Here is a 22,188-nt window from a genome sequence, read left to right on the forward strand (position 1 = left end):
TCTCCCTCTCCTTACGCCTTGGTTAAGTCCTCGAGCAATTAGTATTAGTCCGCTTAATAGCTCACACTACTTACACTCCTAACCTATCTACCTGTTCTTCTCTCAGGGCTCTTAATAACCTACTGTTATGGGAAATCTCATCTTGAGGCAGGCTTCACACTTAGATGCTTTCAGCGTTTATCCTTCCCCTACTTAGCTACCCAGCTGTGCCCTTGGCAAAACAACTGGTACACCAGCGGTAAGTCCACTCCGGTCCTCTCGTACTAGGAGCAGCCCCTCGCAAATTTCCTACGCCCGCGACGGATAGGGACCGAACTGTCTCACGACGTTCTGAACCCAGCTCGCGTGCCGCTTTAATGGGCGAACAGCCCAACCCTTGGGACCGACTTCAGCCCCAGGATGCGACGAGCCGACATCGAGGTGCCAAACCTCCCCGTCGATGTGAACTCTTGGGGGAGATAAGCCTGTTATCCCCAGGGTAGCTTTTATCCGTTGAGCGATGGCCCTTCCATACGGTGCCACCGGATCACTAAGCCCGACTTTCGTCCCTGCTCGACCTGTATGTCTCGCAGTCAAGCTCCCTTCTGCCTTTACACGCTATGATTGATTTCCATCCAATCTGAGGGAACCTTTGGGCGCCTCCGTTACCTTTTAGGAGGCGACCGCCCCAGTCAAACTGCCCGTCAGACACTGTCTCCGTAAGGGATAACCTACCGGGTTAGAGCAGCCGTAACACAAGGGTAGTATCCCAACAACGCCTCCAGAGAAACTGGCGTCCCTCCTTCTTTGGCTCCTACCTATCCTGTACATGTCTTACAGATACTCAATATCAAACTGCAGTAAAGCTCCATGGGGTCTTTCCGTCCTGTCGCGGGTAACCTGCATCTTCACAGGTACTAAAATTTCACCGAGTCTCTCGTTGAGACAGCGCCCAAATCATTACGCCTTTCGTGCGGGTCGGAACTTACCCGACAAGGAATTTCGCTACCTTAGGACCGTTATAGTTACGGCCGCCGTTTACTGGGGCTTCAATTCACACCTTCGCTTCCGCTAAGCGCTCCTCTTAACCTTCCAGCACCGGGCAGGCGTCACCCCCTATACATCATCTTGCGATTTCGCAGAGAGCTGTGTTTTTGATAAACAGTTGCTTGGGCCTCTTCACTGCGGCTGACCTTAGTCAGCACCCCTTCTCCCGAAGTTACGGGGTCATTTTGCCGAGTTCCTTAACGAGAGTTCGCTCGCTCACCTGAGGCTACTCGCCTCGACTACCTGTGTCGGTTTGCGGTACGGGTGGTATCTCTCTACGATAGAAGCTTTTCTTGGCAGTGGGACATCACTCACTTCGCTACTATTAACTTCGCTCCCCTTAACAGCTCAGTGTCATTAGTGATAAGCATTTGACTCTTCACTCACCTCACTGCTTGGCCGGACTCTTCCATTCGTCCGGTTGAGCTAGCCTCCTGCGTCCCTCCTTCTCTCCTGATACCAGTACAGGAATATCAACCTGTTGACCATCGGATACACCTTTCGGTCTCTCCTTAGGACCCGACTAACCCAGGGCGGACGAACCTTCCCCTGGAAACCTTAGTCTTGCGGTGGACAGGATTCTCACCTGTCTTGCGCTACTCATACCGGCATTCTCACTTCTATGCCCTCCAGTGCTCCTCACGGTACACCTTCGCCGAACATAGAACGCTCTCCTACCATACCTTGCGGTATCCACAGCTTCGGTAAACTATTTCAGCCCCGGTACATTTTCGGCGCAGGGGCACTCGACTAGTGAGCTATTACGCACTCTTTGAATGAATAGCTGCTTCTAAGCTAACATCCTAGTTGTCTCTGCACCCCCACATCCTTTTCCACTTAATAGTTATTTGGGGACCTTAGCTGGTGGTCTGGGCTGTTTCCCTTTCGACTACGGATCTTAGCACTCGCAGTCTGACTGCCGGGCGGAAGTCTATGGCATTCGGAGTTTATCTGAGTTTGGTAATCCGGGAAGGACCCCTTACCCAAACAGTGCTCTACCTCCATGACTCCTTCACACCGACGCTAGCCCTAAAGCTATTTCGGAGAGAACCAGCTATCTCCAAGTTCGTTTGGAATTTCTCCGCTACCCACAAGTCATCCAAGCACTTTTCAACGTGCCCTGGTGCGGGCCTCCAGTGCGCTTTACCGCACCTTCACCCTGCTCATGGGTAGGTCACTTGGTTTCGGGTCTACATCTAGATACTCATCCGCCCTCTTCAGACTCGGTTTCCCTGCGGCTCCGCCTCTTCAGCTTAACCTCGCATCTAAACATAACTCGCCGGTTCATTCTACAAAAGGCACGCTCTCACCCATTAACGGGCTCGAACTTCTTGTAAGCACACGGTTTCAGGGGCTATTTCACTCCCCTTCCGGGGTTCTTTTCACCTTTCCCTCACGGTACTGGTTCACTATCGGTCACTAGGGAGTATTTAGGGTTGGGAGATGGGCCTCCCAGATTCCGTCGGGATTCCTCGTGTCCCGACGTACTCAGGATACTGCCGGTTATATATAACTATTTCAAATACGAGGCTCTTACTCTCTCTGGCTTATCTTCCCAGATAATTCTTCTATAGCTCTATGTAACCTGACGGCAGTCCTTCAACCCCGAAGTGTAAACACTCCGGTTTGCCCTCCTGCCCTTTCGCTCGCCGCTACTCAGGCAATCGCTATTGCTTTCTCTTCCTGCAGCTACTGAGATGTTTCAGTTCACCGCGTCTTCCTTCCTCACACGCTATCGTGTGGGATACCAGCCTCTAGCTGGTGGGTTCCCCCATTCGGACATCTCTGGATCCTCGCTTACTTACAGCTCCCCAAAGCATTTCGTTGTTTGTCACGTCCTTCTTCGGCTCCTAGTGCCTAGGCATCCACCGTGCGCCCTTACTAACTTAACCTTATTTTCTCTCTTCGGTCTTCTTTCAGCGTTTCGGTTTCTTTTTATGTTCTATCATGGCAGGCACAGACCTCTCTCTGACCTGCCATCATAAATGTGGTTGAGGTATTCAATTTTCAATGGACTAAAGCATAGAACCATCCCCCCTGCGACTTGCGCATGAGGCGGCATACGTCCTATCTCTTTATCTAGGTTCCCCTAGATAATGGAGCCTAGCGGGATCGAACCGCTGACCTCCTGCGTGCAAAGCAGGCGCTCTCCCAGCTGAGCTAAGGCCCCACATGACCTCTCAAAACTGAATAAAAACCTCTGACGTATCCGTTCTAAAGTCTTGCGACTTCTTTTCCTTAGAAAGGAGGTGATCCAGCCGCACCTTCCGATACGGCTACCTTGTTACGACTTCACCCCAATCATCTATCCCACCTTCGGCGGCTGGCTCCATTAGGTTACCTCACCGACTTCGGGTGTTACAAACTCTCGTGGTGTGACGGGCGGTGTGTACAAGGCCCGGGAACGTATTCACCGCGGCGTGCTGATCCGCGATTACTAGCGATTCCGACTTCATGGAGGCGAGTTGCAGCCTCCAATCCGAACTGAGACTGGCTTTCAGAGATTAGCTTGCCGTCACCGACTCGCAACTCGTTGTACCAGCCATTGTAGCACGTGTGTAGCCCAGGTCATAAGGGGCATGATGATTTGACGTCATCCCCACCTTCCTCCGGTTTATTACCGGCAGTCTGGCTAGAGGGCCCAACTGAATGATGGCAACTAACCATAAGGGTTGCGCTCGTTGCGGGACTTAACCCAACATCTCACGACACGAGCTGACGACAACCATGCACCACCTGTCTCCTCTGTCCCGAAGGAAAAGTCTATCTCTAGACCTAGCAGAGGGATGTCAAGACCTGGTAAGGTTCTTCGCGTTGCTTCGAATTAAACCACATGCTCCACCGCTTGTGCGGGCCCCCGTCAATTCCTTTGAGTTTCAACCTTGCGGTCGTACTCCCCAGGCGGAGTGCTTATTGCGTTGGCTCCGGCACTAAGCCCCGGATAGGGCCTAACACCTAGCACTCAGCGTTTACGGCGTGGACTACCAGGGTATCTAATCCTGTTTGCTCCCCACGCTTTCGAGCCTCAGCGTCAGTAACAGACCAGAGAGCCGCTTTCGCCGCCGGTGTTCCTCCATATATCTACGCATTTCACCGCTACACATGGAATTCCACTCTCCCCTTCTGCACTCAAGTCCTGCAGTTTCAATAGCATACATTGGTTAAGCCAATGCCTTTGACTTCTGACTTACAAAACCGCCTGCGCTCCCTTTACGCCCAATAATTCCGGACAACGCTCGGGACCTACGTATTACCGCGGCTGCTGGCACGTAGTTAGCCGTCCCTTCCTCGTAAGTTACCGTCACTGCCTGAACTTTCCACTCTCAAGCACGTTCTTCACTTACAACAGAGCTTTACGAAACGAATTCCTTCTTCACTCACGCGGCGTTGCTCGGTCAGGGTTCCCCCATTGCCGAAGATTCCCTACTGCTGCCTCCCGTAGGAGTCTGGGCCGTGTCTCAGTCCCAGTGTGGCCGTTCACCCTCTCAGGCCGGCTATGTATCGTCGCCTTGGTAGGCCTTTACCCTACCAACTAGCTAATACAACGCAGGTCCACCTCTAAGCGGAGCTCTTGCCCCTTTCTTCCCTCAAACAGGCGTCTGAGAAAAATATGCGGTATTAGCTATCGTTTCCAATAGTTATCCCCCTCTTAAAGACAGGTTACCTACGCGTTACTCACCCGTTCGCGACTCCTCTTCCTTGTGAGTGCAAGCACTCGGTAAGAAAGAAGCGTTCCACTTGCATGTATTAGGCACGCCGCCAGCGTTCGTCCTGAGCCAGGATCAAACTCTCATCACTAATATGAGCTTGTTCTTGCTCGTCTTTTCTGTCCGCTGACAGATTCTTTTTTTTGACAGGTTAATTCCTTAACCCGCACGTCTTGGTTTTTATTCAGTTTTCAAAGGCCATGTCCTCCTGCGAGACCAACTCCTTTATTCTAGCAAATCCCGACTCGGCTGTCAAGAACCTTTTGGACTTTTTTTCACGCTCATCACATATCAAAAGCCTCTTAAAGAAAGATTGGGCCTACAGAAACCCTTCCCCTCTGACAGCTTCATTAGTATAGCATCTCTCTGCCCCTGATGTCAACCCTTAAAAAACGGTTTTTTTGTGAAAAAGAAAAAAACGGGCTGAATTATCTCTTAGCCCGTTTTCGACTCTATAATATCTATAGTGAGTGAAATCACTGCAGGGATTATGGAGTTTTTTCTGTCTTCAGCCTTTAATCTTTACTTTGCCTCAATAAGACCTAGTCCGCCATCTTCGCGGCGGTAGAGAACATTGGTCTGTCCATCTTCGGCATCAGTATATATAAAGAAATCATGGCCTAATAAATCCATTTGCAATAATGCTTCCTCAATATCCATCGGTTTAAGGCTGACATTTTTTGTACGAACAACTTTAGCTGTAGCGGTTTCTTCGGCCGGTTCTGCCTCAAATTCACTTGTGAAGACGTGGCCGGCGGGTACTTTTTCACGATGTTTTTTAGCAATTTTTGTTTTATTTTTACGGATTTGACGCTCTATTTTATCAACAACTAAATCAATTGAGCCATACATATCTTGTGATACATCTTCTGCTCTAAGCGTAATTGAACCAATTGGAATAGTAACTTCTACTTTTGACATTTTTCCTCGATAAACTTTAAGATTCACACGCGCGTCTAGTTCTTGGTCAACATGGAAATATTTTTCAATTTTTCCAAGTTTTGATTCCACATAGCTACGGATAGCATCTGTTACTTCGATGTTTTCACCACGAATACTATATTTAATCATAAGATACCTCTTTCTCGCGCTTAAGCGCTTTCTTTAATCTAATTATACCGCTTTCATGAAAATTTGCAAGTTTTTATCGGGCTAGAGAAAAGGTTTTTACATTTTTAATTCCATTTTCATAAAAGAGGGCTTTAATACTTTGTAAAGTTGCGCCAGTTGTATAGATATCATCTACAAGTAAAACTTTATCTGGATATTGGTCATATTTTTTGAGTTTGAAGCCTAAATTTACCTGAAGCCTTTCTTGTTTTGATTTGCTGGACTGCTGCTCTGATCCTTCTCGGATCAGAAGATCTATATAGGAAATATCGGCAGCTTCCAAAAGAGCTTTAACCTGATTAAACTTCCTCTTTTCATATCTCTCTTTGCTTAAAGGAACTGGTATGATACTGTAAGCTCGGTAAGGACGCAGATGTGCTTTTATAGCCGCGGCGAAAACCTTCCTTAAAACATAATCTCCTTGAAATTTATAACGGTTAAAATAGTCCTTCATAGCTTGGTTATAAGTAAAAAGAGCTTCGTGACATACGGTAATCCCCTTTTCTTCCCAATACAGACAGTCTTTGCACTTCTGCGAACAATGATTTTTGAAACAAGAAGGACAGTGTTCAGAACTGATGATTTCAAAAGACCGGCGGCAGCGGCTGCAGATTATCTGACTATTATTCTTTAATAGCACTATTGACAAAAAAGTCAGTTTATTCTCTATTGGATTTTGGCATAGTAAACAAAACACTAGAAGCCTCCTTTTTGATTCATTTCCTTAATTTCTGAAATAGCTTTTTTTATTGATTTTGTTAAGCCATTATGAAAGAAAATTAATTCTCCGGTCGGTCTGTCCGACGATCGGCCGACACGGCCGGCCATCTGAATTAAGCTGCTTTTAGTGTATAAATGATGATGAGCCAGTAAGATAAAAACATCAAGATTAGGAAATGTTACCCCACGTTCTAAAATAGTTGTTGACACCAATATCTGAAGATTGCCTTTGCGAAACTGCTCTATTAATTCCAGCCGATTTTCTGACTGACTGGAGACGCAGGCAATCGAGTCAGCGGTGAAATAGCGCTGTAAAATGACAGCCAGCCTCTCACCTTTCTCTATATTTGGAAAAAATAAAAGGAGAGGGAAGCCGGTTTTTCTTTGTTTTTCTATCATCGTGAGCAATTTTCTGGGAAGCCGGCCTCTGTCCATCTCTGTTAAAAGATTTCCCAGCCACTGTGTTTTAGGGATAACTAACGGTTTTCCATGAAAGCGCCGAGCAAGATGCAGCTTTTTTAGCTGTCCTTTTTTCACTTGTCTGTCTAACCTCTCAGTGGAGGTGGCTGTTAAAAAAATCTTAATGCCATCTTTTTTCAGACTTTTTTCTGTTCCATGATAAAGCATATTATTATCTGTAAATGGGAAAGCATCCACTTCATCTATAATCAGCAAATCAAAAGCCCGATAAAATTTTAACAATTGGTGCGTTGTCGCAATAAGCAAAGGGGCACGTTTATAAGGATCGGAGTTTCCATGCAGGAGAGTAATAGGACAGGAAAAAGCAGAAGTCAGGCGTTTATAAAGTTCTATGCAAACATCTACTCTGGGACTGGCTATACAGACAGCTTTTCCCTGATCAATAACACTGGCGACCATTTTATAAATCATCTCCGTTTTCCCAGCTCCCGTAACTGCATGAACCAGCAAATGGTCTCCTTTTTCAAGATTTGACACCAAAGCATCTGATACTCTTTTTTGATAGGTGGTCAGCTTTCCTGTCCAAATTAACGAACGAACAGCAGGAAATTTTTGCTGCCGAAAAAAATATAAGGAAGCTTTGGTAGAAATCCTGCCGAATACCAAACAATTTCTACAGTAATACTCTCCGTTTGGCAGAGCATTCTCCCGAGAAATCAAGGACGAGCAGCGGACACAAAACCAAGAATTGCCTTTTTTTATTGCTGCAGGACAGGTTTGAGCTTGTTTTCTTATTTCAGCTGGCAGCTGTATCTCAGTAAATAAACGGCCGAAGTAATCATCTAAACAATCCATATATCTCATTATTCGTAAAACTTTGATAAATAGCAGAAAATTTTGTAAAATTTTCTTATGACTTATAAAACAATCAGAACGAATGGGTGTTTTGAAGAAGAAATTAAAAAATCTCGTTTTATCTGTTTCCTTAAACGTGTCAGTAATGAAACAGAAGCTAAAGATTATATTGCACAAATCAAAAAAGAGCATTACAAGGCGAATCATTCCTGCTCGGCTATGATTATCGGTGATAACTCTGATACTAAACGCTCCAGCGATGACGGTGAGCCAAGCGGAACAGCGGGTATTCCAATGCTGTCGGTTTTAGAAAAGCAAGGATTAACAAATCTTGTTGCTGTTGTTACGCGCTATTTTGGCGGTGTTAAACTAGGCACTGGCGGATTGATTCGAGCTTATTCCGGTACAGTATCCAAAGCATTGACGGCTGTCGGATTAGTGGAAGTTAAGGAGCTGCTGGGTCTTGAAATCCAACTGACTTATTCTCAGTATCAGACTTGGAACAATTTTTTGCAGCTGGAAAAGCTACAGGAAGCTGAAACAGAATTTCTTGATAATGTCAAAACACATGTTTATATTGAGCCCAAAAAACTCGATGATTTTTTGCAGCATTTAACTGACTTTTATCATAAGCGGCTATCTTACAAAGAGATCGGCAGCAAGCTTGTAGAACTGCCTTTCTAGCAAAATAAGCGGCTCTGATGTCGTCAGGTGATACGTTTTTCCTATCGAAGTGATAAGAAATAAATATTTTACAAATGTTCTTAATCCGATTATACTGTTAACACTACAATAATTTTGAGGTAAACTAATGACAAAAATTTATAATTCTATTACTGAGTTAGTTGGAAATACACCTATCATCAAATTAAACAGAACGGTTCCTGAAGATGCTGCTGATGTTTATGTAAAATTGGAAGCCTTCAATCCCGGGTCTTCAGTAAAAGATCGGATTGCTTTAGCTATGATTGAAGATGCAGAAGAACGAGGGCTTCTCAAACCGGGTGATACTATTATTGAACCGACCAGCGGCAACACCGGAATCGGATTGGCTTGGGTCGGCAGTGCCAAAGGTTACAAGGTTATTATTGTTATGCCTGAGACCATGAGCATTGAACGTCGAAAAATCATTCAGGCTTACGGTGCTGAACTGATTCTGACGCCAGGAACAGAAGGGATGAAAGGAGCTATCCAAAAAGCTAAAGAACTAGCCCAAGCAAAAGATGGCTGGATTCCGATGCAGTTTAATAATCCAGCTAATCCAAGAATTCACGAAAAAACAACCGGACAAGAAATTCTTGAAGCATTTGGTGATAGGGGGCTTGATGCCTTTATTTCCGGTGTTGGAACCGGCGGTACCGTATCAGGAGTTTCCCATGCTCTCAAAAAAGTGAATCCCAAAATACAAATTTTGGCTGTTGAAGCTGATGAATCTGCTGTCCTTTCAGGCGGAAAACCAGGTCCTCATAAAATTCAAGGAATTTCAGCTGGTTTTATCCCTGAAACTTTGGATATAGAAGCTTATGATGGGATTATCCGCGTAACCTCTGATGATGCCATTGCAACTGGCCGAATTATCGGCGGGCAGGAAGGTTTTCTGGTAGGAATTTCAGCTGGAGCTGCGATTTATGCTGCGATTGAAACTGCGAAAAAATTAGGTAAAGGTAAAAAAGTATTGGCTCTTTTACCAGATAATGGGGAGCGCTATCTGTCAACTGCTCTTTATGACTTTGACGTTTAAGATTAACTGCAAAAAAACGCTGTTTTTGAACCAGCTGGTTCAAAAACAGCGTTTTTTATTTTACTGATTGTCCTGCCTCAAATAATACTTGGCTTCTTCAATCCAAATCGGCAGTGCTTTTTCTAAAGGTTTAAAGCCAATCTTATAACGGCTGTTGGAAAAACGGTGCCGGTGCGGAAAATGATGCCGCTCTTCCTCTAAAGTCCGAAGAGAGAGGCTCGCTTTATGGCTGTACTCATCATAATCAACAACTTGGACCAGTACTTCTTGGCCGACAGTCAGCATATGATAAATGTTATCAATATAACCTGTTTTGATTTCTGATATATGAATAAGCCCAGCTAAACCGTTATCAAGGCTGACAAAAGCACCGTATGGTTTAATATTAGTAATTGTTCCTTTTAGTTTTTCCCCGATTCTCATTAATCTTTAACCTCAATGGTTTCAATAATTACATCTGTCAGCGGTTTATCCGAAGCATCTGTTGCAACGGCTGCAATTGTATCAAGAACACGATAGGATTCATCGTCTGCCAGCTGGCCAAAGACGGTATGACGCCGATCAAGGTGAGGAGTTCCTCCTTTAGCTGCATAAACTTCTGCAACAGCATCCGGCCATCCTCCTTGAGAAAGCTCCTGAACACTGTACGGGAAGTTATGGTTTTGGACAATAAAAAACTGACTTCCGTTTGTATTAGGACCGGCGTTTGCCATAGACAAAGCTCCGCGTAAGTTATAAAGTTCTTCTGAAAATTCATCCGCAAAAGGTTCCCCGTAAATAGACTGGCCGCCCCTTCCGGTGCCTGTTGGATCCCCTCCCTGAATCATGAAATCTGGAATAATACGGTGAAAAATCACGTTATCATAATAGCCTTCCTTAGCCAGCCCCAAAAAATTGGCAACTGTCTTTGGGGCCTGATCAGGAAATAATTTAACCGTCAAATTACCCAAGTTTGTCTTTATTACTGCCTCAGGGCCTGCATAAGCTGCTAATGCCAGCTGAGGGAATAGTGTTTGCTTCTCAACCAAATCCAACTCCTCCAATGCATGCAAAATACCATCTTCTTCTACCGTACCGGTTACAAAATCGGCCCGTTCCTTGATTTCCGGAACACTGTTGCCCATAGCTACTTTCAGACCGGCATAAGCAAACATCTCCATATCATTCGGCCCGTCGCCAAAATAAAGGAGATTTTCCGGCAGCAGATTTTCTTTTTCCAGAACATGGGCAACACCAGAAGCCTTAGATATCCCATTCTGTATGACATCCGATGAGTTAGGATGCCAACGGACAAAGCGAATATCTTTAGCCAATTCTTGTGGGGGCTGAAGACTGTCACCGACATCTTCAAAGGTCCACATATGATACACTTCATTTTTTAAGTGAAAATCTGCTTCTACATCACAAATCCCGTAAACAGGCCCTAAAGCATCATCTACCAGTTTAGTCCGAGCCGATACAGCAGGTTTGTCTTTACCAGCAAATCCGTAATCAATACCGACTTTTCTGGCCCATGATACGTATTTCTCAGCAATTTTAGGAGCGATAGGGGTATTGAGGATTTCGTGGCCGTTTTTATCACTTACATAGGCACCGTTAATAGTTACAAAATAGTCAGGCTGAAGCTCACGAATTTCAGGGACTACTCCATAAATAGCTCTGCCAGAAGAAATACCTGTTAAAATTCCCTGTTTCTTTAAACTTTTAAAAACTGTTTTTATTGAATCTGGCATATAGCCCGTATCTTTTACACGCAGTGTATCATCAATATCGAAGAAGACAATTTTGATTTTTTTCGCTTTATCCTTGACATTTATATCCATAACTCACCTCTATAAGTAAAAATTTATTTTATTATAACACTTATTCATCATCTTGGGGGACTAAATGATGCTTGAAAGCGTAAACAACGGCCTGGGTGCGATCATCTACCTCTAATTTAGCTAAAATATTAGAGACATGTGTTTTAACTGTTTTCAGAGAAATGAAAAGTTCATCCGCAATGGTCTGATTATCATAACCCTTAGCTAATAATTTTAAAATATCATGTTCTCTGGCAGTCAAATCTTCATGCAAATCAGGATTTTTATCATGAGCCTTGATTTTTTTATCAACTTCTGTTTCGATAGCTAATTGGTTATGCGCAACCTTTTTAATGGCATTTAAAATCTCGGCAGCGCTGGATGTTTTCAGCATATAACCCTTAGCACCGGCTTCAATAACTGGGTAAATCTTTTCATTGTCCAGATAAGAAGTTAAAACTAGAATTTTGGCTTCCTTCCATTCCTTTAATAAAGTAAGAGTTGCGGTGACACCATCCATTTCCGGCATAACCAAATCCATGACTACAACGTCCGGTTTAAGATCTAAGGCCATAGCAATACCATCACGGCCATTAGAAGCCTCACCGATAACTTCTACATCAGCTTGTAAATTTAAAAAACTTTTTAGTCCTAATCGTACCATCTCATGATCATCTATTAAAATGACCTTGATTGTTTCCATATTAACTCCTTTACACAAAATACAAAGGGCGATAAGATATGCAGTGATATCAAACACCGTTGTCAGTTCTTTTCATGGAGGTTTATTTTATAAGAGGCAGGCGAATATCCATTGAGACACCTTGTTCTTTTTCACTAAGCACCTTGATTGTTCCAGCCAAATCATCAACTCGGTCCTCTATGTTTTTTAATCCGTAGCTCAAATCCCTAACTTCGTCGGTATCAAAACCAATCCCGTTATCTACCATTTTAAGCTGAAGTTCAGCTTCAGTTTGAAAGAGATAAAGCTCCAAGCGGCTAGCATGTGCATGTTTTAGGGTGTTGCTGATAAATTCCTGAACGATTCTAAAAATATGCTCTTCCATGGTTTTAGGCAATTCTTTAAAGTTTTTACGGTAAACCACTTCAATATTGCTTTTATCGGTCAGTTCTTTTAGAATCATATCCAGACCTTCCGAAAGGGTTTTGTTTTCTAATTCTGTAGGACGTAAGTGCAACAACAAAATCCGCAAATCATTTTGAGCATTCTGCAGCATTTCTTCAACAGCCTTTAGCTGAACATGTAGCTGATCAGGTTTTAAATCTTCAGCCGTTTGGGACAGTCCTGACAAAATCATCGAAGAGGCAAAAAGCTCCTGACTGACAGTATCATGTAAATCACGGGCAATGCGTTTCCTTTCCTGCTTAATGATTTCCTGACTGTTCAAAATACGGGCGTTTTCAGTATTTTGCAGACTTGTCGTTAAATGCTCCATTTTATCAGATAAACGCAGTAAATTAGCGTTGATCTCAGTACTTTCGTCCACTTTAACAGTTTGATTATTTAAGATATAACGCAGATTTTGATTAATCCCCCTTTTGCTGTTTTCATCTAAAATAATCCACAGCAGCAGAAGAAGAATAGTAACCGACAAAATCAGAAAAATAACTGAAAAGATAAACTGTTGAATAATCCAGATATCTGTTAAAACATCACTTAGTCGCAAATTCAGGCTGCGGAGCAAAACAAATATAATAGAGATGATAATAACACTGGAATACAGTAAAACGAGAAAATAATAGTATTTTTTCATTGTCTTACCACCTCTATATCACCAGCAAGACTGGAAACAATTATCTTAACCGTCTTTAAGCTGTTTTGTTCTTCAGGCTGCCACAGTTTAATGGTCTCATTGCGCAAATCATATTCTGCAAAATCAAAAAAACGTACACTGCCGTAAATGGAGCTGACATCTAGCCTGACTGCAACATCGATTGGAACCAGGATTTTAGTTGGTCCAAACACTTTACGGATTACAATGACATTGTCCTTTCCTGTCACAATGACATTTGTCAGATCAATCAGATCGCTTCCGCTGACACGGATAATATTAAGATCATCAAAAGCATAGGAATCCGAATCGGCATGATCGGCAGCCCCAATCCATTGATTTCGGCTGGGTTTAACAGCCAAGGCTTCTTTTTGAAACTGTATTAAGGCATAACGGTTTTTTTTCTTCACTTGCGAGAAATGATTGATGACCACATAAACAATTCCAAAAACAATTGCCAGAATAATATATGGGTTCAACATGAAGATTAAAAACAGCAATAAAAGGCTGGCAGTCAGCAGAAAATTATTACGGCTGTCCTGATTATAAAAACGCAGGGCCATTAAAACAATAGCTAAAATTAAAATAAAACTCGACCAATCGTCCGCCAGAATAGTTATCAGACCCATTGCCAGCAAAACACATTCGACAAGCAGAAAAAACTGAAACTTTCTCATTCTCTCTCCTCGTAATAAGATACAAAGGCCGTGAAGAACGCAAAAGAAAAATGACGGTAAGCCAGAAATCTATGATTTCGTCGGCGCACCTCTGCCAGGATGACTAGAAGGGCGCGGTCGGCTGTCAAGACGACAAAGCCTTCAGTCAGCTACGGCTGACGGTAAGCCAGAAATCTGTGATTTCGTCGGCGCACCTCTATCAGGACGGCTAGAAAGGGATACAAATATTGTATTACCTGCTAAATTTTTTGATATGTGCTAGCCTAATGGTATTTTATTCGCTTTTTAAGCTTTAAACTACCTACTAAGAAGCTTTGCGGGGGCGGAACGACGAACACTTCTTCAAAAAACGCTCTGTCCCGCTCAGACGTCTACGGCCGGCCAATATTAACTCGGCACCGGATACCTATTCCTTTTTTGCACAGTTCTTAGGCCATGTTCAGTTCTACTTCTGTCATTTTACCAAATTAACGCTAAATTTTCACTCTTTCTTATTAAATAAAAAAATTTCGCTTAATTGATAAGCGAAATTTTGTAGCAGCTGCTAGCCTTCTGAACCAGATGACGAGCTGTCAGAATCTTCCGAAGATGTATCTGAACTCTGATCGGGTTCTTCGTCAGAGGAACTGTCACTGGAAGAGGAACTGTCATCCAAAGGCGAGGACGACCTGTCTGAATAATTGCCGCCGCCTTGACTTGAGTAGAGGTAGAGAATGATTTCACCGTTTCCTGAGAGCACAACTTCATAGCCCGCTTCCGGACTTTGGCTGGAAATGACAGCGCTGGTTGATGGAGAGGTAACTTCTGTATCCCCATTAATATAAGTCTTGATGCGAGATGATGAGATACCGAGACTGGTCAGCAATTCCAGCGCATCACCGTAAGTGTAATCCGTCAAATCAGGCATCGTTACGGTATTGCTGCTGGTCACTTCAAAGACAATCTTATCATCGCCGGCAGGATTAAATGTTTCTCCGGCAGCCGGTGTTTGGCTGACAATAATATCATCATCATAATAGTCATAATCGCTTGCAGCAACTTCTTTAATTTCAATCTGTGAAGCCGATACCCCATAAGTATCTTTCAAGTCTGACACAACCTTTTCATAATTCTGTCCAACATAATCTTCCATAGTGAAGGCTGAATTGCCGGTTGACACATAAATATCCACACGTGTCCCCTCTTTTTTTGAAGAGCCGGCAGCAGGATCGGTCCGTACAACCCTTCCCTTGTCTACTTCAGCACTGTCTACTTTACGGACATCTCCTACTCTAAGGCCGGAATCCTCAATTCTTTTCTCAGCAGCTGACAATGTTGTTCCTGTAACATCAGGGACAGTCACTGTTGAGGGATTGCGCAAAATAACAAAAGCCAGCCAGGCAAGAGCAACAATAAAAACAGCAAAAGCAATTTTTGCAATTGTACTAAAGAGACGCTTTTGTTTTTTAGCCTTCTTCTTTTTAGCTTTAGCATCAGCAGCTGTACTCGCTTGCTGAACTGTTTTGTTTTCCTCAGCATTTTCTTCTGCTGCAGAAGCGGCAGGAGCCGGGATAACTTTAGGCAACGTTTTCGTATTTTCATGATCACTGAAAACTAATTTCGGCTCACGGCTGCGATTATAGCTGAGCGCTGTCATCAAGTCCCGGCTCATCTCAAATGTGGATGAATAGCGGTCGCTTAGTTTTTTAGCTGTTGCCTTTATCACTACATTTTCGAGAGCCTGAGGAACATTTTTATTGAGTTCAATGATGGACGGCAGCGGTTTTTGAAAATGCTGCAGCGCGATAGTGACCGCACTGTCACCATCATAAGGAATATAGCCGGTCAGCATTTCAAACAGCATAATTCCCATAGCATAGATATCACTTTGAACAGTTGCTTTAGAACCGCGAGCCTGCTCGGGAGATAGGTAATGGACACTTCCGAGCATTGAGTTTGTCTGTGTCAAGCTTGTTTCCGCAAAAGCAACCGCTATACCAAAGTCAGTAACCTTTACAGTACCGTCTTTTGTCAGTAAAATATTCTGCGGCTTGAGATCCCGGTGAACAATACCCTGCTGATGCGCCAGTGTCATAGCAGACAGTACTTCTTCCATGATTCTGACAACTTCATTATTTGATAAAGGAGCGTGCTCTTGAATATATTTTTTTAGATCCGATCCATCAACATATTCCATTACTAAAAATTGCTGGCCGTCTTCTTCTCCAATATCACGAATAGCAACAATATTAGGGTGGTTCAATTCGGCCATGGCTCGTGCTTCTCTTTGAAAACGCGTTATAGCGACCTGATCTGTCTGATAGTTCGTCCTCAATACTTTGATAGCAACTTCTTCATTATCTAAAATGAGGTCATTAGCCAAATAAACATCTGCCATTCCGCCCCGTCCAATGGATTTCAAAATACGATAACGACCAGCGAATAATTTGCCAATCTGAATCATTATTCTCCCTCACTTTCGACGTGAACTAAAGCAATGGTAATATTATCCAAACCTCCTCTATTATTGGCAAGCTCAACCAGCTCTTTGTTTTGATCATCGAGAGAAATCTCTTTATTTAGGGTGGCAACAATCTCCTCATTCGTAACCATATTTGTCAAACCATCGCTGTTGATAACTAAATAGTCATCTTCCTCCAGCGTCAGCTCTCCTATTTCTGGTTCAACAGGATTCGCTTGACCGATAGACTGAGTAATAATATTTTTTTGCGGATGAGAAGCTGCTTCTTCCTCAGTCAGCTGACCTGCTTTGACCAGCTCATTGACCAATGAATGATCGCTTGTCAGCAGGCGGTAATTCCCCTGACGCACATGTCCAATCCGTGAGTCTCCGACATGGGCATAGATGACATGGCGGCCTGTCAAAGCTAAAGCCTCTACTGTTGTTCCCATCCCCTTATAATCTTCTGTCTGACCAAGGCTAAAAATTTTCTGATTTTCGTTTTCAAGTGCAGTCAGCAGCCATTCACGTATTTGCTGAGGGTCTGTTAATTCAGTGCCGACCCACTCGCGGCCGAGATCTGTAACAGTCATTTCGCTGGCAATATTGCCAGCACGGTGTCCCCCCATTCCATCAGCCAGGACAATAAGAGAAATCCCCTCTTTATTATCAAACTTATTGATGAAATCTTGATTGTTTGAGCGTCTCTGCCCAATATCTGTTAAAAGTGAAATTTCCATAGTTTTTTTCTGACGCTGTCAGTCTCCTCCTAGATATTACAAGATACGTTTGACTTGGCCGATAAAAAAGCCGTCTGTATGATATTGTTCTGGTGTAATCAGAATACAGCCATCTTTGACAATATTTTTTTGCTTATGACTTAATTGTACTTGTTCAAAATCAGAATGTTCTTCCAAAAACTTTCTTATCACCTGGAAATTTTCTTCTGCAAAAATCGTACAAGTGCTATAGGTTATTATACCACCTTTTCGTATCGTTTGACAAACGCTTTCCATTATTTGCAGTTGAATTTTTTGCAAGGCTGCAACATTCTGTAGGGCCTTATTATATTTGATATCAGGCTTGCGCCGGATCAAACCCATTCCCGAACAGGGAGCATCAACTAAGATTTTATCAAAGCTATCTGCTGCAAAATAATCATGAACTTTTCTGGCGTCCATTTTTTGTGTGGTTATTTTATCAGCTACATGCAGGCGTCTAGCATTTTCATCAATAAGTTTTAGTTTATGATCATATAAATCCAGTGCCCTGATATGGCCGCTTGTCAGATAAGAGGCCATGTGGACAGCTTTCCCGCCAGGAGCACTGCAGGCATCTAAAATGTCCTCGTCACCCTGAATATTCAGCATAGGCGCAACGAGTTGGCTGGACTCATCCTGAATAGTAATATCGCCGCTAGAAAAATATTCTGTCTCTGCAAAATGCCCCACCGGCTTAACCAGCCCCACAGGAGAGATTTGTGACTCCAGTGCACCTGTTGCAGCCATAATTTCCGACTTTTTCTGCTGATTTACCACACGAATACTGGCCTTGCTGCGGACAAAAAGGCTTTCCATTATAGCCAAGGCGCGTTTTTCGCCATATTGTTCAATTAATTTTCTAACCAGCCAAACAGGCAGCGAATAATTCACTGAATAATATTTATTTTTCCGCTTAATACTGCTGATTTCGGGGAGACTGCCTCCTGCTAACCTGCGCAGCACAGCATTAACTAATTTTTCAGCTCCTCTTTGCCGATTTCGCTTTTTAGCAATTATCACAGCTTCATTAACAACAGCGTGACTGGGAACATGATCCAGATAGAGCAGCTGATACAGGCTGAGCATCAAAAGGTAATAAAGCCATTCATCCAGTTCTGTACGGTCTTGAATAACATGAGATAAGTACCACTCTAAGGTAATCTTACGCGCTACTGTACCGTAGACTATCTCAGTGACCAAATTTTTATCCCGTTTTGTTAAAGAAGACCTTTCTAGATAGTGATTCAACGTGATATTAGTGTAAGCCTGTTCTTTAAAAATTTTCTCTAAAATCAAAAGTGCTGTGCCGCGGACAGATTCCTGCCAGTGATTCTCATTCAAAAAAGTCACCTACCTCAGCTGTTCGCCCGATCCCATTTAAAAAATCAACAATAGCCATTTTGGGTTTTCCGGCCGGCTGAACTGTCTTAAGTGAAACAGCTCCTTGACCGGCTGCGATGACCAGATTTTTCCGGTTTTTTTCAATAATCTGTCCCGGCTGCCCTTGGCCGGCTGCTAAAGACACCTCATGCAGTTTGATGCGCTTTCCGGCAAAAAAAGTATGGGCAACAGGCCAAGGATACATCCCGCGAACCTGATTAAACACATCTCTAGCCGGCCGCTGCCAGTCAATGCGCTCTGCTTCCGGACTGATGTTAGGGGAAAAAGTGGCTTTACTGCTGTCCTGAGGCTGGGGTTTAATGCTGCCGCTGAGATAAGCCGGTAAGGTTTCTAAAAGCAAGTCACGCCCCAAGAAAGCTAGTTTTTCAAAGAGTGTGCCAACATTATCTTCATCAGAAATAGGAAGTGAAGCACTGGCAATCATATCCCCTGCATCCATTTCCTTTACCATTTCCATAATCGTCACACCGGTTTCTTTCTCCCCATTAATCAAGGCATAATGAATCGGCGCCCCGCCGCGGTACTTAGGAAGCAAGGAAGCATGCACATTGACAGCAAAATCAACTGCAGCAAGCAGCTGACTTGGAAGAAACTGCCCAAAAGCAGCTGTTACAATACCATCAGCACCCAGCTCCATCAGTTCAGACAGTTCTTTCGAACCCGTCAGCTTTTCTGGCTGAAAGATTGGGAGGCGGTGTGTTAAAGCTAGCTGCTTAACTGCTGATGACTGAACTGTTTTCTGACGCCCTACTGCACGGTCAGGTTGGGTAACAACAGCCAACACATCATACGTTCCAGAATCTAACAGCCCTTGCAAAATAGTAGCTGAAAAATCAGGAGTTCCCATGAAAATAATCTTTACCATCTCAATAAACACCTCACCTTAATCTTTCTTTCATTATATCATAGTGGGCTGAAATTCTCAGAAAGCCGCTGCTACATAAAATTTTGCGGTTCATGATCAATAACCAGACGTAAATCTTTATTATGGCGGTCCTGAGTAAGGTCAAGAATCTGATTCAAAACACTTTCCATCCGATCTTCAAATCGGTATTTAATTAGAATTTGATAGTGATACAAACTATGGGTTCTAGCAATTGGCTTAGGAGTAGGCCCCAAAATTTTAACCTGTTTGCTCAAATGGTCATTTAAAAGCTGTAAAACATCATAAGCTTTTCTAATCACAGTTTCTTCGTCTTTGTGGGAAAGTGTCAAACCAACTGTATAATAATATGGAGGATAGCCCAATTGATGCCGGATAGACATTTCATAACGGTAAAAAGCCTCATAGTCTTGCTTCTGGGCCATCTGAATGGCATAATGACCGGGATTGTAGGTCTGGATCAGAACCTCTCCCTCTTTGTCAGCACGGCCGGCACGGCCGGCTACCTGAGTCAAAAGCTGAAATGTCCGTTCTGAAGCTCTAAAATCAGGTAAATTAAGTGATGTATCCGCGTTTAAAACACCTACCAAAGTGACATTAGGAAAATCAAGACCTTTGGCAATCATCTGAGTTCCCAGCAAAATATCTGCCTTCTGCCGTCCAAACTCCTGCAAAATTTTCTCATGAGCACCTTTTTTACGCGTTGTATCAACATCCATCCGCAAAATACGCGCTTCAGGTAAAACTTCGGCCAGTTCGTTATAAGCTTTCTGAGTTCCTGTGCCGTAATAACGGATGCTCTGACTGCCACAGTTAGGACAGGTCTGGGGAATAGACTTTGTAAAACCGCAGTAATGGCAGTTCATTGTTTTAGTATCCATATGCAGGGTCAAAGAAATGTCACAATTGGGACATTCATCAACAAAACCGCAGTCACGGCACATAACAAAACTGGAGTAGCCGCGGCGATTAAGCATTAACACAGTTTGTTCTTTTTTACTTAAACGATCCCGTATTTTATCCAAAAGAAAAGGGGTAAAATTGCTGACTTTCTGCTGACCGACATAATCACGAAAATCTACAATTTGTACGTTAGGAATCTTAGCTTTAGGATTAGCCCGCTTTGTCAGCCGCAAAAAATGGTAAACCTGCTTACTGGCTCTGGCTCTGCTTTCAATGCTGGGTGTTGCTGACCCTAAAAGAAGAACAGCCTGATGATTTTTAGCTCTCAGCAGGGCAACATCACGGGCATGGTAGCGCGGATTGCTTTCCTGCTTGTAGCTTGCTTCATGTTCCTCGTCAATAATAATCGCACCGATATTTTTAAGCGGAGCAAAAACAGCCGAGCGGGCACCGACAACAACCTTAGCTTGGCCTGACTTAATCTTTCGCCATTCATCAAATCTTTCTCCGTCTGACAAACCTGAATGCATAATAGCAACCAATTCTCCAAAACGGGAAATAAAACGATTGGTCATCTGCGGCGTTAAGGAAATTTCCGGAACTAAAATAATAGCTGTCTTCCCTATTTTTAAAATATAATCAATAATATGCAAATAAACCTCTGTTTTCCCCGATCCTGTAATTCCTTCAAGCAAAAAAGGCTTGGAATCCTGTCCAACTTGCCCGCATACCTCAAACACAATCTTGCTTTGTTCTGAATTCAGGCTGAGAAAATCTTGCGGCTGAATATCTGTAAAATAAGCGGCTGAACGGCTTTGTTCAACTTCAAAAATGCTGATTAGCCCCTCGTTTATAAAAAATTTGCTGATCTCTCTTGAAAAATGCCGATGTAAATCCGTTAATTTTCCATCTTCCGGACTGGCCAGCAGGTAGTCTTTCAACTCCTGACGCTTTTTAGCTCGCTTTGAAATAGGGTAGGCAGCCAATGTTTCTTGGTTGACATGATAATGTTTTTCAGTTTTTACCGTTTTTCTATCTTTAGCCAGATAATCTACTTTTATTTTCCCTGCCTGAACTAAGCGGCTGACCGCTTTCTGTCTTTCCCGATCCAACTGAGAAAAAAGCAAGTCCTCTGCACTGCCAAAAATCTCTTTTTGATCCTGAACATCTAAACTTGATGCGGGAATAAGACGCTTATCATACTGTGAATTCAACAGACTGGGAACCATTGCTTTTAGAATTGAAATCTTATAAGAAAAGACTTTCTTACGCATTTGGTCTGCAAGCATGAGCTGCTCACTATTTAAAACAGGCTCAAAGTCTAAAATATCAGCAATACTTTTTACTTTTAAATCTTTAGATGCTTCATCAAAACCAACAACAAACCCCTGTACAAGTCTATCCCCGCGCCCAAATGGCACATGGACACGCGAACCCAAAGCAAGTCCGTCTTCTAAGTCCTGAGGAACAGCATACGAAAAAGGCTTATCTGTCTGCATCAAAGGAACATCAACAATAACCTGTGCTAATCTAACCATCCTACCTCCTACATCAAGATACAAAGCCCGTGAAAAGAGCAAAGCAAAAATAGGAGGCTGGACGAAGAGCCACAAGGCTCTAGGACAGACTGTCTTTTTTGCACAGCTCTTAGGGCGGGTTCAGTTCAAACAAGATACAAAGCCCGTTTAAAAATCCGTATGAAAAGACGGTAAGTCCGGAAATCTGTGATTTCGCAGACGCCCCTCTGCCAAGATGACTAGAAGGGTGCGGTCGGCTGTGAAGACGGCAAAGCCTTCAGTCAGCTACGGCTAGGGTCGTTTAACAAGATGCTAAGCATCACGATGACAGGCATCTTTTTCACTAGGATTTTAGGGCGTGTTCAATTCCATCAAGATACAAAGCCCGTGAAAAGAGCAAAGCAAAAATAGGAGGCTGGACGAAGAGCCACA

At 43.3% G+C, this 22,188-nt stretch carries 15 protein-coding genes, 1 tRNA gene and 2 rRNA genes; 2 read left to right on the forward strand and 16 right to left on the reverse strand.

The genetic code is table 11. From position 1 onward, the window contains the following. Positions 1–18 precede the first annotated feature (18 nt). From DDV21_RS09065 to DDV21_RS09090, 6 genes are all read right to left on the reverse strand, one after another. A 23S ribosomal RNA gene (locus DDV21_RS09065) occupies positions 19–2,918 on the reverse strand. A gap of 205 nt (positions 2,919–3,123) precedes the next feature. Further along, positions 3,124–3,196, reverse strand: a tRNA-Ala gene (locus DDV21_RS09070). A 72-nt stretch (positions 3,197–3,268) separates the two neighbouring features. After that, positions 3,269–4,824 (reverse strand): 16S ribosomal RNA (locus DDV21_RS09075). Together the 16S and 23S rRNA genes with 1 tRNA gene alongside form the textbook arrangement of a ribosomal RNA operon. Before the next feature lie 431 nt (positions 4,825–5,255). Next, positions 5,256–5,804, reverse strand: coding sequence for a ribosome hibernation-promoting factor, HPF/YfiA family (gene hpf / locus DDV21_RS09080; RefSeq protein ID WP_116878860.1), 549 nt, complete (start codon positions 5,802–5,804; stop codon positions 5,256–5,258). A gap of 73 nt (positions 5,805–5,877) precedes the next feature. Next, positions 5,878–6,540 (reverse strand): ComF family protein, encoded by a 663-nt coding sequence (locus DDV21_RS09085; RefSeq protein WP_116878861.1) that lies wholly within the window; start codon positions 6,538–6,540, stop codon positions 5,878–5,880. Next, positions 6,540–7,838 carry an ATP-dependent helicase ComFA gene (locus DDV21_RS09090; protein ID WP_116878862.1) on the reverse strand — a complete coding sequence of 433 codons (1,299 nt, stop codon included), beginning with the start codon at positions 7,836–7,838 and terminating at the stop codon, positions 6,540–6,542. Before DDV21_RS09090 ends, DDV21_RS09085 begins: the two co-directional genes overlap by 1 nt. 57 nt (positions 7,839–7,895) lie before the next feature. Here DDV21_RS09090 and DDV21_RS09095 point away from each other — a divergent pair, with 57 nt between their 5' ends. Then, positions 7,896–8,522, forward strand: a complete 627-nt coding sequence (locus DDV21_RS09095; RefSeq protein ID WP_116878863.1) for a YigZ family protein — start codon at positions 7,896–7,898, stop codon at positions 8,520–8,522. A gap of 127 nt (positions 8,523–8,649) precedes the next feature. After that, on the forward strand, positions 8,650–9,579 hold the full coding sequence (gene cysK / locus DDV21_RS09100; RefSeq protein WP_116878864.1) for a cysteine synthase A: 930 nt from the start codon (positions 8,650–8,652) through the stop codon (positions 9,577–9,579). A 60-nt stretch (positions 9,580–9,639) separates the two neighbouring features. On the opposite strand, the gene DDV21_RS09105 is transcribed toward cysK, so the two are convergent. From DDV21_RS09105 to DDV21_RS09150, 10 genes are all read right to left on the reverse strand, one after another. Then, the gene (locus tag DDV21_RS09105) at positions 9,640–10,002 is read right to left on the reverse strand and encodes a S1 RNA-binding domain-containing protein (RefSeq protein WP_116878865.1); all 363 of its coding nucleotides are present in this window, start codon (positions 10,000–10,002) and stop codon (positions 9,640–9,642) included. Further along, positions 10,002–11,402, reverse strand: a complete 1,401-nt coding sequence (locus tag DDV21_RS09110) for a Cof-type HAD-IIB family hydrolase (RefSeq protein ID WP_116878866.1) — start codon at positions 11,400–11,402, stop codon at positions 10,002–10,004. Before DDV21_RS09110 ends, DDV21_RS09105 begins: the two co-directional genes overlap by 1 nt. 40 nt (positions 11,403–11,442) lie before the next feature. After that, complete coding sequence (locus DDV21_RS09115) at positions 11,443–12,084, reverse strand: response regulator transcription factor (RefSeq protein ID WP_116878867.1); 642 nt, start codon at positions 12,082–12,084, stop codon at positions 11,443–11,445. 82 nt (positions 12,085–12,166) lie between these two features. Next, positions 12,167–13,156: an envelope stress sensor histidine kinase LiaS gene (locus DDV21_RS09120; RefSeq protein ID WP_116878868.1), complete on the reverse strand. Its 990-nt coding sequence runs from the start codon at positions 13,154–13,156 to the stop codon at positions 12,167–12,169. Continuing rightward, the gene (liaF, locus tag DDV21_RS09125; protein WP_116878869.1) at positions 13,153–13,851 is read right to left on the reverse strand and encodes a cell wall-active antibiotics response protein LiaF; all 699 of its coding nucleotides are present in this window, start codon (positions 13,849–13,851) and stop codon (positions 13,153–13,155) included. The genes DDV21_RS09120 and liaF overlap by 4 nt, the downstream gene beginning before the upstream one ends. A 544-nt stretch (positions 13,852–14,395) precedes the next feature. Continuing rightward, entirely contained in the window at positions 14,396–16,294 is a 1,899-nt protein-coding gene (pknB, locus tag DDV21_RS09130; RefSeq protein ID WP_116878870.1) for a Stk1 family PASTA domain-containing Ser/Thr kinase, read from the reverse strand. Continuing rightward, on the reverse strand, positions 16,294–17,031 hold the full coding sequence (locus DDV21_RS09135; protein WP_116878871.1) for a Stp1/IreP family PP2C-type Ser/Thr phosphatase: 738 nt from the start codon (positions 17,029–17,031) through the stop codon (positions 16,294–16,296). The genes pknB and DDV21_RS09135 overlap by 1 nt, the downstream gene beginning before the upstream one ends. Before the next feature lie 36 nt (positions 17,032–17,067). Further along, positions 17,068–18,393, reverse strand: a complete 1,326-nt coding sequence (gene rsmB / locus DDV21_RS09140; protein ID WP_116878872.1) for a 16S rRNA (cytosine(967)-C(5))-methyltransferase RsmB — start codon at positions 18,391–18,393, stop codon at positions 17,068–17,070. Beyond that, positions 18,386–19,318 (reverse strand): methionyl-tRNA formyltransferase, encoded by a 933-nt coding sequence (fmt, locus tag DDV21_RS09145; protein WP_116878873.1) that lies wholly within the window; start codon positions 19,316–19,318, stop codon positions 18,386–18,388. Before fmt ends, rsmB begins: the two co-directional genes overlap by 8 nt. 71 nt (positions 19,319–19,389) lie before the next feature. Then, entirely contained in the window at positions 19,390–21,777 is a 2,388-nt protein-coding gene (locus DDV21_RS09150) for a primosomal protein N' (RefSeq protein WP_116878874.1), read from the reverse strand. Positions 21,778–22,188: the final 411 nt, after the last annotated feature.

It is taken from the genome of Streptococcus chenjunshii (genome assembly GCF_003086355.1).
Taxonomy (GTDB): Bacteria; Bacillota; Bacilli; order Lactobacillales; family Streptococcaceae; genus Streptococcus; species Streptococcus chenjunshii.